Source organism: Nonomuraea sp. NPDC049750 (assembly GCF_040659625.1).
GTDB lineage: Bacteria > Actinomycetota > Actinomycetes > Streptosporangiales > Streptosporangiaceae > Nonomuraea.
In genome coordinates, this window is sequence record NZ_JBFANB010000051.1 from 1 (window position 1) to 15,773 (window position 15,773).

12 protein-coding genes are annotated in these 15,773 nt (G+C 69.1%); 9 read left to right on the forward strand and 3 right to left on the reverse strand.

Translation table 11 applies throughout. The annotated features are described in order from the left end of the window. Positions 1-2 precede the first annotated feature (2 nt). From AB0J16_RS56365 to AB0J16_RS56375, 3 genes are all read left to right on the forward strand, one after another. Positions 3-1,238 carry a transposase gene (locus tag AB0J16_RS56365; RefSeq protein ID WP_358556634.1) on the forward strand — a complete coding sequence of 412 codons (1,236 nt, stop codon included), beginning with the start codon at positions 3-5 and terminating at the stop codon, positions 1,236-1,238. Between the two features lie 179 nt (positions 1,239-1,417). After that, complete coding sequence (locus AB0J16_RS56370; protein ID WP_358556637.1) at positions 1,418-2,578, forward strand: YncE family protein; 1,161 nt, start codon at positions 1,418-1,420, stop codon at positions 2,576-2,578. Between the two features lie 79 nt (positions 2,579-2,657). Beyond that, positions 2,658-3,884 (forward strand): MFS transporter, encoded by a 1,227-nt coding sequence (locus AB0J16_RS56375; protein WP_358556640.1) that lies wholly within the window; start codon positions 2,658-2,660, stop codon positions 3,882-3,884. A 4-nt stretch (positions 3,885-3,888) separates the two neighbouring features. Here AB0J16_RS56375 and AB0J16_RS56380 read toward each other — a convergent pair whose 3' ends face one another. Further along, positions 3,889-5,136 carry an MFS transporter gene (locus AB0J16_RS56380; protein WP_358556643.1) on the reverse strand — a complete coding sequence of 416 codons (1,248 nt, stop codon included), beginning with the start codon at positions 5,134-5,136 and terminating at the stop codon, positions 3,889-3,891. 115 nt (positions 5,137-5,251) lie between these two features. Beyond that, the gene (locus AB0J16_RS56385; RefSeq protein ID WP_358556645.1) at positions 5,252-6,076 is read right to left on the reverse strand and encodes an SAM-dependent methyltransferase; all 825 of its coding nucleotides are present in this window, start codon (positions 6,074-6,076) and stop codon (positions 5,252-5,254) included. A gap of 287 nt (positions 6,077-6,363) precedes the next feature. On the opposite strand from AB0J16_RS56385, the gene AB0J16_RS56390 reads away from it, so the two are divergent. Together AB0J16_RS56390 and AB0J16_RS56395 are read left to right on the forward strand one after the other, a co-directional pair. Beyond that, positions 6,364-7,269, forward strand: coding sequence for a helix-turn-helix transcriptional regulator (locus AB0J16_RS56390; RefSeq protein WP_358556648.1), 906 nt, complete (start codon positions 6,364-6,366; stop codon positions 7,267-7,269). Between the two features lie 238 nt (positions 7,270-7,507). Then, on the forward strand, positions 7,508-8,527 hold the full coding sequence (locus tag AB0J16_RS56395; RefSeq protein WP_358556651.1) for a LacI family DNA-binding transcriptional regulator: 1,020 nt from the start codon (positions 7,508-7,510) through the stop codon (positions 8,525-8,527). Here the strand turns inward: AB0J16_RS56395 and AB0J16_RS56400 are convergent, their stop codons facing one another. Further along, positions 8,528-10,171, reverse strand: a complete 1,644-nt coding sequence (locus tag AB0J16_RS56400; protein WP_358556654.1) for a glycoside hydrolase family 43 protein — start codon at positions 10,169-10,171, stop codon at positions 8,528-8,530. Between the two features lie 136 nt (positions 10,172-10,307). Between AB0J16_RS56400 and AB0J16_RS56405 the strand changes: the two genes are divergently transcribed. The 4 genes from AB0J16_RS56405 to yicI are packed head-to-tail and all read left to right on the forward strand — an operon-like array spanning position 10,308 to position 15,770. Beyond that, positions 10,308-11,657: an extracellular solute-binding protein gene (locus AB0J16_RS56405; protein ID WP_358556657.1), complete on the forward strand. Its 1,350-nt coding sequence runs from the start codon at positions 10,308-10,310 to the stop codon at positions 11,655-11,657. 51 nt (positions 11,658-11,708) lie between these two features. Then, positions 11,709-12,641 (forward strand): sugar ABC transporter permease, encoded by a 933-nt coding sequence (locus tag AB0J16_RS56410; RefSeq protein ID WP_358556660.1) that lies wholly within the window; start codon positions 11,709-11,711, stop codon positions 12,639-12,641. Then, a complete protein-coding gene (locus AB0J16_RS56415) occupies positions 12,638-13,531 on the forward strand; it encodes a carbohydrate ABC transporter permease (RefSeq protein ID WP_358556667.1) in 894 nt (297 codons plus the stop codon). Before AB0J16_RS56410 ends, AB0J16_RS56415 begins: the two co-directional genes overlap by 4 nt. Positions 13,532-13,538: 7 nt before the next feature. After that, positions 13,539-15,770, forward strand: coding sequence for an alpha-xylosidase (gene yicI / locus AB0J16_RS56420; RefSeq protein ID WP_358556670.1), 2,232 nt, complete (start codon positions 13,539-13,541; stop codon positions 15,768-15,770). The last annotated feature ends 3 nt before the right edge of the window (positions 15,771-15,773 follow it).

A 15,773-nucleotide genomic window follows, 5' to 3' on the forward strand; every position in this document is an offset into this window, starting at 1 on the left:
GCCTGGACCCCACCCCCGGCCAGTGCATCGCGCTGGCGCGGGCGTTCGGGTGTGCGCGGGTGGTGTACAACGACGCGGTTGCGCTGCGCCGCCACACCCACGCCGAGGGGCTGCCGTTCATCACCGATGGCGAGCTGTCCAAGCAGGTCATCACCCAGGCCAAACAACATCCCGATCGGGCCTGGCTGGGCGAGGTGTCGGCGGTGGTGCTCCAGCAGGCCCTGGCCGACGCCTGCGTGGCCTACCGCAACTTCTTCGCCAGTGTGAGCGACACGCGCAAGGGGCCGAAGATGGCGCCGCCTCGGTTGCGGTCTCGACGGGACAGCCGGCAGGCGATCCGGTTCACCAGGAACGCCCGGTTCACGATCACGGCAGGCGGGAAACTGTCCCTGCCGAAAATCGGCGACCTCACGGTGCGCTGGTCCCGCCGTCTGCCGTCCGATCCGTCCAGCGTGACGGTGATCAAGGATGCGGCGGGCCGGTACTTCGCCTCGTTCGTGGTCGTCGTCGCCGAACGGCCGTTGCCCCGCATCGAGGCTGAGACCGGTATCGATCTGGGGTTGTCGCATTTCGCGGTGCTGGCCGATGGCCGGAAGATCGACTCGCCCCGGTTTCTGCGCCGGGCGGAGAAGAAACTCAAGCGCCTTCAAAAGGTGCTGTCGCGTAAGGAGAACGGGTCGGCGAACCGGGTCAAGGCCCGGATCAAGGTCGCCAAGCAGCATGCGAAGGTCGCCGATGCGCGCCGGGAGTTCCACCATCAGACCTCTATGCGGATAGTTCGCGAGAACCAAGCGATCTATGTGGAGGACCTGGCGGTCAACGGGCTGGCTCGCACGCGGCTGGCCAAGAGCGTGCACGATGCGGGCTGGTCGGCGTTCGTGGGCATGCTGGAGTACAAGGCGAAACTCTACGGTCGTACCTTCGCCCGGATTGACCGGTTCCATCCTTCCTCCAAGCTCTGCTCGGCGTGCGGAACCCTGGCGCAGGTGATGCCGCTGAGCGTGCGGGAGTGGGTGTGCGCCTGTGGCGTGATGCATGACCGGGATGTGAATGCCGCGATCAACATTCTGGCCGCCGGGAGGCGGCAGGTCGCCGCTGGACGGAAACCCGAACCTGAGATGGGCGGGAAGCGGAGACCCCAAACGCCTGTGGAGGCAGGTAAGACCCCACACTCAGCGCGCGAGCGCCGGGCACGGGGCACGGCCGAAGAAGCAGGAAGCCACCGAAATGCCGCATGACGTCATGCGGCACAGACGGAATCCCTGGGACGCATCCCGAGGAGCGCGTCAATTCCAGCATGTTCCGACTACTACTACTATCCGTCCCCGCAGGCGGTTAATGGTCACCGTAATTTCCTGACGCAACCCTGACCCGGACGTCGACAGGCGCTGCCGAACGCGTTCCTAGGCTGTGGCGCATGCGACTGCCGAGGATGACGATCATGCTGGGAGCGGTCGCCGTCGCCGCCGCTTCCTGCGGTTCGCCCCCCGCTCCCATGGTTGCGGACCACGCCGCCGCGCCACCGCCGAAGCCGCCATCGCTGAAGCGGCGGCCGCACCGGCACACGCCGGTAGCCGCACGCGTGACCGACGTCTACGCCCACGACCGGCCGGGGATGCTGAGCCCGCGGGTGGAGAAGATGACCCCGCGCGTGTATGTCCCCAACAGCGAGTCGGACACGGTGGACGTCATCGATCCGCGGACCTACCGGGTCGTGCGCCGCTTCCGGGTCGGCGCCCTGCCACAGCACGTCGTGCCCTCCTGGGACCTGAAGACGTTGTGGATCAACGAGAACCAGGGCAACCGGCTCGTCCCCATCAACCCGGTCACGGGCCGCCCCGGTAAGCCGGTGCCCGTGGACGATCCGTACAACCTGTACTTCACCCCCGACGGCTCGTACGCGCTGGTCATGGCCGAACGCAACAACCGCCTCGACTTCCGCGACCCGCACACGATGCGCCTGATCCGTTCCCTCGACATGCCCTGCAGGGGGATCAACCACGGCGACTTCACCGCCGACGGATCGGTCTTCCTGGCCAGCTGCGAGTTCTCCGGCCAGATCGTGGCCATCGACTGGGAGCGTCCCCGCGTGAAGAAGGTGATCGGTGTGGGGTCGGGGAACATGCCGCAGGACGTCAAGCTCTCCTCCGACGGCCGGCTCTTCTACGTCGCCGACATGATGGCGGGCGGCGTGTGGATCATCAACGCCACCACGTTCCGGCGGGTGGGCTTCCTGCGCACCGGCGCGGGGGCGCACGGCCTGTACGTCAGCAGGGACTCGCGGCGGCTCTACGTCTCCAACAGGGGCGAGGGAACGGTCTCCGTCATCTCGTTCGCCACCCGCGAGGTGGTCGAACGGTGGCGGATCCCAGGCGGCGGCTCGCCCGACATGGGCGGGGTGTCGGCGGACGGCAAGCAGCTCTGGCTGTCTGGAAGGTACGACGGCGTCGTCTACGTCCTGTCCACCAGGACCGGAAAGCTGCTCCACAAGATCAAGGTCGGCCGGGGCCCGCACGGGCTGTGCGTCTACCCCCAGCCCGGACGCCACTCCCTCGGCCACACCGGCGTGTTCCGATGATCGGCCCCCAGAGACACGGCGCAGGAAGATCTATAGGGGTTGCCGCGCGTCCGCACAGCCGCCCGCGCGATGATGCCGCATGACGAACAAGCAGGTCAGGACCTCTTTTCTGGTCGAAGTAGGACGCAACGGGCGGCTCGTCATGGCCGCCCGAGCGCTGCGGACCTTCGGGTACGGATGCACCAGTGTGCTCCTGGCCGAACTGCTCGCCCAGGACGGCGCCGAACCCTGGCAGACCGGCCTGCTCCTGGCCGTGGCCGCCGCCGGCTCGGTGCTCGCCAGCCTGGTGCTCGGCCTGTTCGCCGACCGCTGGGGGCGCCGGCGCACGCTGATCGCCTGCGGCTGCCTGATGGCCGTCGCCGGCCTGGCGTTCGCGGTGAGTGAGTCGTATCCCGTCCTGCTCGCCGCCGCCTTCATCGGCACGATCTCGCCGTCCACCAACGACAACACCCCGTTCTCCGGGGTGGAGCAGTCCATCCTCGCCCAGACCTGCGCCCCGGTCCGGCACACGCTCGTCTTCACCTGCTACAACGTCACCGCCATGGCGGCCGGCGCCCTGGGCGGGCTGGCCGCCGCCGCGCTGTCGTTCCAGCCGTGGGTGTCGGCCGCCGACGCCGCCTTCGCGGTGTACGCGCTGCTCGCGGCCGGCACCGTACTGCTGTTCTGGCACCTCACACCGGACGCCGAGGCCGCGTCCATCGAGAAGTGCCAGACCGGGCCCCGGGTACGGGTGCCCGGACCGGTTCGCCGCCTGGCCGCGCTGTTCGCCCTCGACGCCTTCTCCGGCGGGATGGCCGTCCAGGCCGTCCTGGCCTGGTGGTTCGCCCACCGCTACGGGGCCACCACCGCCCAGCTCGGCCTGGTGTGCTTCGCCGCCAACCTGCTCCCGGCACTCGCCCAGCTCACCGCGCCCCTGCTGGCCGCCCGGCGCGGGCTGCTGGCCGCCATGCTGCTCCCCCACCTGGCCGCCAACCTGCTGCTGGCCGGCATCCCGTTCGCCCCGACCCTGGGTGGCGCGGTCGCGCTGCTGCTGCTCCGGCAGACGGTCTCCAAGATCGACGTACCGGCCAGGCAGGCATTCACCGCCGCCGTCGTACCCCCTGCCTACCGGACGACCGCGGCCAGCATGACCAGCCTGGCACGGAGCATCGCCGTGTCCGTCAGCCCGCTCGCCGCCACGGCCCTGCTCACGGGCACCCTGGTGGCGCTGGGCGCGCCCCTCATCGTCGGCGCCGTGCTGGGCATCGGCTATGACATCACGCTCTGGTGCGCGTACCGGACCGATCCCGCGACGGAGGCCCTCTGAGCGCTCATCCGTCCTTCGTCGGCGTACGGGTGCCGCGCAGTTCGGGCATCCCCCGGACGAGGAGCAGGCAGGGCGGTATCACCAGCACCAGCGCCGCGGCGCCCAAGAGGACGACGTGCTCGCCCATGAGGTTCGTCAGTGGCCCGGTCAGCGCCTGGCCGAAGGGCATGAGGCCGAACGTGCTGAGCCAGGCCAGCGAGGTGATCCGCCCGATCAGATGGTCGGGCACCTCCCGGTACATCGCGACGTCCCAGGCGAGGGCGTACGTCTCGACACCGAAGCCGGCCACGAGGTAGCAGCAGAAGAGCACCCAGACAGAGGGGGCGAACAGGAGCGCCAGCGGGACCAGCGCGTACAGGGACATCGACCACATGGCCACCACGCCCGGCCGCCGCGGCTGCCAGGCCATCATCGTGATGCTGCTAATCAGACCGCCGGCGCCGTAGAACGCGAGCGCCGTGCCGTACGCCGCGTACGACCCGAACGTCTCCCGGCTCATCAGCGGCAGAAGCACCTGGCTCGGGGCGATCACGAACATCAGGCTGACGGGCGAGAACAGCAGCAGGGCCGACAACCACGGCCGGCGCCCCGCCTCGGCGAACCCCAGCAGCGCCTCACCCAGCAGCGAGCGGCGTGGCACCGGCGACCACGGTGGTTCCGGCACCCGGCGGAACACGGCCGCGCCGCCCGCGAAGACGATCCCGGCCAGCACGAACGGGAGCACCTCGCCACCGCTCGCCAGTTGGGTGCCGACCACGGGCCCGGCGATGACGCCCAGGCGCGTACAGATGTTGACGAGGGCCCGGCCGGACACGCGCTGGTCTTCCGTCAGCGTGCCCGCGAGCATCGCGTTGAAGGCGGGCCGGATGAACGACTCCGCCGCGCCGACGGCGAAGAGAACGGCGGCCAATAGCCAGGCGGAAGGACGCTGTCCGAGGACGAAGACCGGGACGAGCGCCGCGACGGCGTCCACGGCGAGCATGATCATCAGGATCCGCCGCCGGGGAAGGCGATCGGACCAGACGCCGCCCACCAGGAGCAGGCACAATGACGCGATGCCCTTGGCGGCGAGCACGGAACCGACCGCGGACGCGTCGCCCCCGGCATTGAGCACCGAGACGGTGACGGCGATCGCCAGAACCTGCTCGCCCAGCACGAAGCCGAGCTGCGCCGAGGCGAGCAGCCGGAAGGCGGGATTCCGAAGGACCGCCAGGTTGATGTTCGGCCGACGGGGGGCTTGAGCGGGCGTCATAGGTGGGCTTGACGAGGGTCTGGTGCGGGCGTCATCGGCGGGCTCAGGCGAGGGTCTCGTGCGGGCGTCATCAGCGGGCTCAGGCGAGGGTCTCGTGCGGGCGTCATCGGCGGGCCTATCGCTTGCGCGCCACCCCGCACAACGCGTCCACCCGCTCCGTGGAGTCCTGGAACGGGTCGGGGTCGGGACGCCACTGCGGCAACGACACCACGCCGGGCGCCACGAGGTCCATACCGTCGAAGAAGGCGGTGATCTGTCCCTCGTCGCGCAGGTTGTAGGGCACGCCGCCGCCCTCGTTGTAGTTCTCCTGGGCCTGGTCCAACGCCTGGCCGGTGACGAGATTGACGCCGTCCCACAACGCCAGGTAGCTGCCGGGGGCCAGGCGCTCCATCAGCCTCGTCACGATCTCCGTCGGTCCTTCGTCGTCACGCACATAACCCATGATGCCCATCAACATGAGCGCTACCGGCCGGCTGAAGTCCAGGGTCTTGGAGGCACCAGCCAAGATCGCGTCCGGGTCGCGTAAGTCCGCTTCGATGTAGTCGGTGGCGCCTTCGCGGGTGCCCACGAGCAGGGCCTGGGCGTGCACCAGCACGAGCGGATCGTTGTCCACATAAACCACTCGGCTGGTCGGGTCGGCCTGCTGCGCGAGTTCGTGGGTGTTATCCACGGTGGGCAGCCCGGTGCCGATATCGAGAAACTGACGTATCCCCTGCTCCCGGACCAGATAGCGGACGATGCGGGCCAGCAGATGCCGAGACAGTTGAGCGATCCTCACGATTTCCGGGAACTCTCTGCTGAACTCGTCACCGGCCTGGCGGTCGACCGGATAGTGGTCCTTGCCACCGAGCCAATAGTTCCACATCCGCGCAGCGTGCGGGACAGATGTGTCGATATGCCGGTGAATCGGCGAGCCCTCTACAGGCGATTCGTCCGCCACGAAACCCTCCTCTAATGTCGCCTCCGTGGTTACTGAAACCTAGTGGCCGCGCTTTACCCGCGCCATACCGCGAAGGACGATAAAGTTGGATATTTCCGCATGAAGTGGCGGGGCAGTTCCCCAAGTCCGGGCGAGATCGGCCGCCCTCAGCGATGATGAAACCGAACAAGTGCACGGTGAAGAAGGAGCGGCCGGATGGGACTGACAGGAAATATGGTGTCTCAGCTGCCTCATGTGACAAGATGGTGACGATCGCGGCGTGGCGATTTGCCGAATTGGGAGCATAAATGCCGACTCCTCGGGGCAGTGGCGACTCGACGGAAATCTCCGGCGCCGCAGGGCATCGTTCCGGGCCGACGGCCTTGCGGATGCTGGTCGGCGTACGTCTGCGTCGGCTGCGCGAGTCCCACGGAATCACCCGCGGTGAGGCGGCGGCCGCCATCGGCTGCTCAGCGTCCAAGATCACCAACTTGGAAGGCGGCCGGATCGGCCTCCCGCTCGGCGATGTGGCCGACCTGCTCAGCCTGTACGGCGTCGACGAGGACGAACGCCAGATCGTGCTGGCGCTGGCCGTCCAGGCCAATGCTCCTGGCCGGTGGCAGGACTACCGAGACGTGATCCCCGACGAGTTCGAGGCGTTTCTCGGGCTGGAGCAGGACGCCACGGTCATCCGCACCTACGAGGATCAGCACGTCCCGGCCCTGCTCCAGACCAAGGACTATGCCCGAGCCGTCATCGCGCAGAGCCACGAAGGCGGCGACGCCGAGCTGATCGAACGCCGGGTCGCCCTGCGGATGCACCGCCAGCGACTTCTGCTGCCACCCACGCCCCGTACGTTATGGGTGGTCATGGATGAGTCGGTGCTGCGCCGTCAGGTGGGCGACAGCGCGACGATGCGCGCCCAGATGGAGCATCTCCACGAGATGGTCAAGCTACCGCACGTCACCCTCCAGGTGCTGCCCTTCGTGCACGGCAAGGGCGTGGACCCCTTCACCGTCCTGCGCTTCGCCGAGGCGGACCTGCCTGACGTGGTCCATCTGGAACAGACCGCCGACGCCCAGTACCTCACCAGGGACGCCGACGTCCGGCCGTACCGCCATCTGCTGAACCAGCTGAGCGTCTACGCGCAGCCGGCCGGGGCGACTCAGGAGATCCTCCAGCAGATCATCGGCACGCTGTGGTCGGCGCCGTAGCCCCGGGGAGCTTCAGCAGGCTGTGGTCGGCGCCGCAGCCGCGCGCGGCGGTCAGGACTGACGCGGTCTACGCGCCTTGATACGGCGGGCCGGGGACGAAGCGTAGAGCCCGGCTTCGCGTGGCCGCCGTTCCTTCTCCGGCCGGAGCACGCGGCGGGTGTGACACGATCGACCTGACACCGGGCAGGCCAGGGCGTCGTGGTGGAAGTTATCGCGGTAGAAGCTGTCAGTGAGGGACATGAACCGGGCACCAGGCATGGTGGATGTGGCACGCGAAGCCGGCGTGTCGCACGTCACCGTGTCCCGCGTCCTGAACGATCACCCCTCGGTCCGGCCGGAGACCCGGGCCCGGGTCGAGGCCGCCATCGAGAAGCTCGGCTATCGCCGTAACAGCGTGGCCCGCGCGCTCAAGAGTCGCCGGTCCTCGACGATCGGCGTGGTCCTCGCCGGGGCCGAGCTGTACGAGCTGCCCCGCGTCCTGCGCGGCGTACAGAGCGCGGCGCAGCGGGCCGGATACTGGCTCAACCTGGCAGCCTGGCAGGGCGGCACCACCAAGGACCTGACCGAGACGCTGCAGCGGCTCACCGACCAGGCGGTGGAGGCCATCGCGGTCATCGCCGACCGGCCCATGGTGATGGACGCCCTGGCCGACATCGTCACCGGCGTGCCCATGTCGGTGATCATGTCCGGCAACGTGCCCAATCCGGATGTCGGCTTCGTCGAGCTCGACCAGGAGCTCGGCGCGCGGCTCGCCGTGCGGCACCTGCTGGAGCTCGGGCATCGCCACATCGTTCACCTGACCGGCGCGCTGCGCACCTTCGACGCCCGCGAACGCGTCGAGGGCTGGCGGGCCGCGCTGGCCGAGACGCCGGACGCCCACGGCGAGCTGTTCGAGGGCGACTTCACCGGCAACAGCGGCTACCGGCTGGCCCACTACCTCGTCACCCGCCGGACGGGCGAGCTACCGACGGCGATCTTCGCCGGCAACGACCAGGTGGCCATGGGGGTGCTGGCCGCCTTCGCCGAACTCGGCGTCAAGGTGCCCGACGACATCTCGCTCGTCGGGTTCGACGACATCGCCGGAGCGGCCTACCTGGTGCCCGCGCTCACCACGGTCCGTCAGGACTTCGTGGGTCTCGGCGAGCGGTCCATCCAGCAGGTCCTGCGCATGATGAAGGGCGAGCCGGCCTCCTCCGAGCGGATCGCCCCCGAGCTGGTGGTCCGGCGCAGCACGGCGGCGCCCCGACCGCCGCGCTGACTAACCAGCCGTCCGGGGCATGCTGGTCTGCTCGGCGTGGGGCCGGTAGTCGAACCAGTGGGCGTACGCCCGCCCGTCGGTGGAGCGGCCGTTGCTGGTCGCGTACAGGCCGAGGTAGACCCCCACGAACCCGCCCGCCCGCTCGGTGCTCAAGCAGGACCGCTCGACGTCACCCAGGCTGACCCATTGGCCGCTGTCAGGCTCCTTGAGGCGAAAGGCGTAGCGGGCCTCGTCTCCCTCGACCGCCAGCACCACCTCGCCCGTCGCCACCGGTACGGAGGCCAGGCGGGTGCTCGTACCGGCCTGGCGTACGGTCAGCACCACCTGAGACCGCCCGTCGTCGTCCACGGTGAGGGCGAGGGTGGCGTGGTGGTCCTGGTTCTGGAAGACGGCGAGCCCGGCCTCTTCCGCCGGATGCGCCGCGGAGAAGCTGATGTGCGTCCGCGCGTCGAAGCGGACATGCTGCTGGCGCCGCCCGAGGAAGGTGGGCACGCCGGTGGAGCCGAGCGACTCGGCGGCAAGAACGAGGCCGAGGCCGCCCCCGTCGGCCGAGGGGCTGACGCGGTCGTCGACGGGGCCTCGGAGGCTGTTCCACTCCAGGCCCGGCACCGGCGCATCGAAACGCACCCGACCCGCCAGCCCGGCGGCCCCATCGCCCAGCCCGACAGAGGCATCATCGCCCGACCCCGCGAACGTGCCATCCCCCCGCCCTGCGGTGGCGATCGACGGCAGCCGTTCCGACAACCGCACGCCGCCCGCCTCCGGGGCGAAGACCGGCCCATGAGCACCCCAGGCGACGGGCACCAGGAACACCTCGCGACCCAGCGTGTGCGTCCCCTCGATCGGCCGGACCCCGAGCGCCACGGCCCAGGTCTCGCCGTCGGGGGTGTCCACCAGGTCGACGTGGCCGACGTTCTGGACGGGCTCGGCCGAGCCGCGGTGCCGGTGGGTCAGCAGCGGGCTGCGCGGATCGGTGACGTACGGGCCGGCGACGGCACTTGAACGGGCCGCGGTGACGCTGTGGTTGCTCTCGGTCCCGCCTTCGGCGGCGATCAGGTAGTACACGCCGTCACGCTTGTACAGATGGGGCGCCTCCACCCACGCCCCGCGTACGGCGCCGTGCCACAGCACGTGGGTCGGGCCGACGAGCTTGAGCCGGTCGAGGTCGAGCTCGCGCATCCACAGCTCGCCGGGGCCGCCGCCGGTCGGCTGACGGGCGTCCCGGCAGGCGGTGAACCAGCATCGGCCGTCGTCGTCGAAGAACAGCGACGGATCGATGCCCTCGGCCTCCAGCGGCACCGGGTCCGACCACGGCCCGGCCGGGTCGTCGGCGGTGACGACGAAGGTGACGCTGCCCTGCCGGTTTCTGGCCAGGGTGGAGACCACGTAGAACCTGCCGTCGTGGTGGCGGATGGTCGGCGCCCAGATCCCGTCGGAGACGTCCAGTCCCTCCAGCGACAGCGGGCTCGGCCGGTCGAGTACGTGCGTGAGCTGCCGCCAGCTCACCAGGTCCCGGCTGTGAAACAGGGGGATGCCCGGGAAGTAGGCGAACGATGAGGTGACCAGATAGAAGTCCTCACCGGCCCGGCAGATCGACGGGTCCGGATAGCAGCCGGGCAGAACCGGGTTGCGGAAGGTGGGCACGGGGGTGGACTCCGAAGCTGTGTCGGCTCTGTTACGAGCAGGGGGCTTGACAGGATGACAACGTTAACATCAGGTTAGTTCCCAACGCACGACCCGGCATTCCGCCGTGGTGCACCACCCGTCCGAGGAGCCCGTGATGACCCCACCGACCCCCCGACCGCGCCGTCGCTGGACGATGGCCGCCGCGCTCGCGGTCGCCCTGACCGCGACCGTGGCCGCCTGCTCGTCCGCCGACACGCCCTCCTCGGGCGCCTCGGGCACCGAGGCCGCCAAGGGCCCGGTCACGCTCCAGGTCTGGACGTGGAACCTCAAGGGCAACGATCCGCGGGCCAAGGCGATCATCGACAAGTACCACCAGGAGAACCCGAACGTCACCGTCAAGCTGTCGGAGGTCGGCGGAACCGCCGACACCGCCTCCAAGCTGCTGGCCGCCGACCAGGCCGGCGACACCCCCGACGTGGTGCAGGTGGAGTATCGCGGCCTGCCCGCCCTGGTGGTGGCCGGAGCCGTCAAGGACGTCACCGCCGACGTGGCCGGCGTCAAGTCCGGCATCGAGCCCAACATCTGGGCCCTGACCACCTTCAACAACCAGGTCTACGGCGTGCCCCAGGACATCGGGCCGATGATGTTCACCTACCGCAAGGACCTGTTCGACAAGTACGGCGCCAAGGTCCCCACCACCTGGGCCGAGTACGCCAAGGCTGCCGAGCAGATCCACAAGAAGAACCCCGAGGCCTACATCGCCAGCTTCTCCGCCGCCCAGCTCGAGTTCTTCGCCGCGCAGGCCGCCCAGGCCGGCGCCCAATGGTGGAGCAACGACGGCAAGGCCTGGAAGGTCGGCATCGACAGCGAGCCGTCGCTGAAGACCGCCGACTTCTGGGAGGACCTCGTGAAGCGGGACCTGGTCAAGGTCGAGCCGCTGCTCACGCCGGAATGGAACGCTCAGGTCAACGACGGCAAGCTCCTGAGCTGGGCCGCCGCCGCCTGGGCCCCCAACGTGATCCACTCGGTGGCGCCCGACACCGCCGGCAAGTGGGAGTCGGCGCCGCTGCCGCAGTGGACGGCCGGCGACCCCGCCGTCCCGTTCCTGGGCGGCTCCGCCTTCCTGGTGCCGGCCAAGTCCAAGCACGCCAAGGAGGCCGCGGCCTTCGCCGCCTGGCTCGGCGCCTCCGACGAGGGCTCCAAGCTGCAGCTCTCCCTCGACATCTACCCCGGCGGCAACGCCGGCCGCCAGGCGACCCTGAGCCACGAGCCGCCCAAGCTGATGCCGCAGCAGAAGGACTTCTACCAGGTCGCCGACCAGGTGATCAAGAACACCACCATCCCGGTGACCTGGGGACCCAACGTGAACGTGTCGCAGACCGCCTTCGGAGACGCGCTCAACAAGGCCGCGCTCAACAAGAGCTCCTTCCGCGAGGTATACAAGGCCACGCAGCAGGCAGTCGTCGCTGACCTGGAGAAGTCCGGCTACACCGTCACCAAGTAAGACGCCGAGGGCCCGTCGGGGCCCTCGGTCCGACCCCATCCTGGATGTCTCATGCCCGCCAACCCCGCTGGCCGGCGCTCGCGCCTCCGCTTCCGCGGCGCCGCCACCCCGTGGCTGTTCGCCACGCCCGCGATCGTGTTGTTCACCCTGTTTCTGATCATCCCGATCGGTTACGCGATCTACCTGAGCTTCCGCGGCTTCCGCATCGACGGCGGCGGCGCGTTCGGGCGGCGGGTGCAGACTTTCGTCGGCTTCGACAACTATCTCGCCGCGCTCACCGATCCCGAATACGTCGCCGGGCTCGGCCGGGTGCTGCTCTACGGCCTCATCTCGATTCCCAGCGTGCTGGGCCTGGCGCTGCTGTTCGCGTTGCTGCTGGACACTCCCAGGGTGCGGGCGCGCGGCTTCACGCGTACTGCGATCTTCCTGCCGTACGCGGTGCCCGGCGTCATCGCCAGTCTCCTGTGGGGGTTCCTCTACCTGCCCAGCACCAGCCCGCTCAACTACCTCGCCAAGCAGTTGCACGCCGGGCCGCTGGACTTCTTCAGCTTTCCCACCCTGTACTTCTCGCTGGCCAACATCGCGCTGTGGTCCGGCGTCGGCTTCAACATGATCATCATCTTCACGTCGCTGCGCGCCATCCCCACCTCCATCTACGAGGCGGCCCGCATCGACGGGGCCGGCGAGCTGCAGATCGCCTGGCGCATCAAGATCCCCTTGGTGGCGCCCGCGCTCGTGCTCACCGGCCTGTTCTCCGTGATCGGCACCCTGCAGCTGTACAGCGAGCCGGCCACGCTGCGGCCGATGTCGACCACCATCAGCTTCACCTGGGTGCCGCTGATGAAGATCTATCAAGAGGCGTTCATGAACGACAATCTCGGCGGGGCTGCCGCCGCCTCCGTCGTCCTGGCCCTGGGCATCCTGGTCCTGTCCATGTTGCTGCTGCGCTTCTTCCAGCGCCGTACCTTCGGGGACAACGCATGACCGCCGCCCTCCAGAGCCGCACCGGCGATCGCCAGTTCCGCAGCCGTCGCCGCGCGGGCGCGGCGCGGCGGCCGCGGCTGGCGCTGATCGTGCTGCTGCTCGGCGCGCTCTACTGTCTGGCCCCCGTGGTCTGGGTGGTCGCCGCCGCCTCGAAGACCTCGCGCGAGTTGTTCACCACCTTCTCCTTCGTGCCCGGCAGCGGGTTCTTCGACAACCTCGCCAACCTGAGCGCGTACGGCGACGGCCAGTTCTGGCAGTGGGGGCTCAACTCCCTGCTGTACGCCGGGCTCGGCGCGGTCCTGTCCACGCTGGTGTCGGCCATGGCCGGTTATGCCCTGGCCAAGTTCCGCTTCCGGGGCAGCCAGGTCCTGTTCTCGGTGATCCTCGCCGGTGTGCTGGTGCCCGGCATCGTGCTGGCTGTCCCGCAGTATCTGCTCATGGCCGCCGTCGGCCTGGCCGGGACCTACTGGTCCGTACTCCTGCCGGTGATCATCAACCCGTTCGGCATCTTCCTGTGCCGGGTCTTCGCCAACGCCGCGGTCCCCCAGAGCACCCTGGAAGCGGCCCGCCTGGACGGCGCCGGTGAATTCCGCATCTTCGGCGGCATCGTGCTGCCCATGATGACGCAGGGGCTGGTGACGGTGTTCCTGCTGCAGTTCGTCGGCATCTGGAACAACTTCCTGCTGCCCTTCATCATGCTCTCCGACCAGGACAAATACCCCATCACCCTCGGCCTGTACACGTTCATGGGCAAGGGCGCGGGCGACGGCGACCTGTACTCGCTGGTCATCATGGGCTCGGCCGTGTCCGTCATCCCGCTGATCATTCTGGTCCTGGTCCTGCAGCGCTTCTGGCGCGCCGACCTGCTGGCCGGCGGATTGAAGGGATGATCCACCAATGAAGTTCACCGACGGTCTCTGGCAGTTGCGTCCCGGCGTCACCGCGCTGTACGCCGCCGAGGCCCACGACATCTGGGCGGAGGACGGGACGGTCACCGTGACCGCGCCCACCACCGTCATCCACCGCCGGGGCGACACGCTCAACCGGCCGGTGCTCTCGCTGACCCTGTCGTCACCGCTGCCGGACGTGATCCGCGTACGCGTCGACCACCACGTGGGAGGCGGCGAGGAACGCGGCTTCGACCTGCCCGGCGCCGAGGACGGCCACGGCGTCGTCAAAGCGGACGACACGAACGGGACGACGCTCACCAGCGGCGCGCTGAGCGCGACCATCGCGCCCGGAGCCCCGTGGAACCTGTCCTTCCACGGCGACGGACGCCCGCTGACCGCCAGCGGGCACAAGTCCATCGGCTACTTCCGGCTCACCGAGGACGCGCACGTCGATTCGGCGCCGGTCGGCGCCGCCCGCTCGTCCGTCCACCTCGCCCAGCAGCTCTCGCTCGGCGTGGGCGAGGTGGTCTACGGGCTTGGCGAACGCTTCGGGCCGCTGGTCAAGAACGGCCAGACCGTGGAGATCTGGAACGCCGACGGCGGGACCTCCTCCGAGCAGGCGTACAAGAACGTGCCGTTCTACCTGACCAGCCGCGGATACGGCGTCTTCGTCAACCATCCGGGGCATGTCTCGTACGAGATCGGGTCGGAGGCGGTGCAGCGCGCGCAGTTCTCGGTCGCGGGAGAGAGCCTCGAGTACTTCGTGATCTACGGGCCGACGCCCAAGCGGATCCTCGAACGCTACACCGCGCTCACCGGCCGTCCCGCCCGCCTGCCCGCGTGGTCCTACGGCCTGTGGCTGTCGACCTCGTTCACCACCGACTACGACGAGCGGACGGTGACGTCCTTCATCGACGGCATGGCCGAGCGCGACCTGCCGCTGTCGGTCTTCCACTTCGACTGCTTCTGGATGCGCGAGTTCAACTGGTGCGACTTCGCGTGGGACCCGCGCGTCTTCCCCGACCCCGAGGGCATGCTCGCCCGCCTGCGCGCGAAGGACCTGCGCGTCTGCGTGTGGATCAACCCCTACATCGCCCAGCGCTCGCCGCTGTTCGCCGAGGCGGCCGAGCGGGGCTTCCTGCTGAAGCGTCCCGACGGATCGGTCTGGCAGTGGGATCTGTGGCAGCCCGGCATGGGGCTGGTCGACTTCACCAACCCCGAGGCGACCCGGTGGTTCCAGTCCAAGCTGCGCGCGCTTCAGAATCAGGGAGTCGACGCTTTCAAAACCGACTTCGGGGAGCGCATCCCGCTCGACGTCGCCTATTTCGACGGGTCCACGCCCGAGCGGATGCACAACCTCTACACCCACCTCTACAACACGGCCGTGTTCGAGGTGCTGGAGGAACAGCGCGGCCGGGGCGAGGCGGTGCTGTTCGCGCGGTCGGCGACCGCGGGCGGCCAGCGGCTGCCGGTTCACTGGGGCGGCGACACGGGGTCGAGTTATGAGTCCATGGCGGAGACCCTGCGCGGCGGCCTGTCGCTCGCCTTCTCCGGCTTCTCCTTCTGGAGCCACGACATCGGCGGCTTCGAGGGCACCCCGGATCCCGGCGTCTTCAAGCGCTGGGTAGCCTTCGGACTCATGTCCTCCCACTCGCGGCTCCACGGCTCCTCGTCCTACCGTGTGCCCTGGGCCTTCGACGAGGAGGCGGTCGAGGTGACCCGGCTGTTCACGAAACTCAAGCTCCGCCTGATGCCGTACCTGTTCCAGGTGGGCCTCCAGGCCCACGAGAGCGGGACGCCCGTCATGCGGCCGATGGCGATGGAGTTTCCCGAGGATCGCAACGTCGCCCACCTCGACACCCAGTACATGCTGGGCCCCGACCTGCTCATCGCGCCGGTCTTCAGCCCAGACGGTACGGTCGAGGTCTACCTACCGGACGGCACGTGGACGAACCATCTGACAGGCGAGCGCGTCGAGGGCGGACGCTGGCGCACCGAGACGCACGGCTTCACCTCGATGCCGATCTACGTACGCGAGGGCGCCGTCCTGCCCATCGGGGCCAGGGCCGACCGGCCGGACTACGACTACCTCGACGGCCTGACCCTCCGCGTCTACCCGGGCCCGGACGGCGAGACCACTCTCACGGTCACCGACCAGGTGTTCACCATCACCCGCTCCGGTGGCCAGGCTTCCATCTCTTCTTCCCTCGCCTCCGGCTGGACCTACGAACTCGCCTGACGG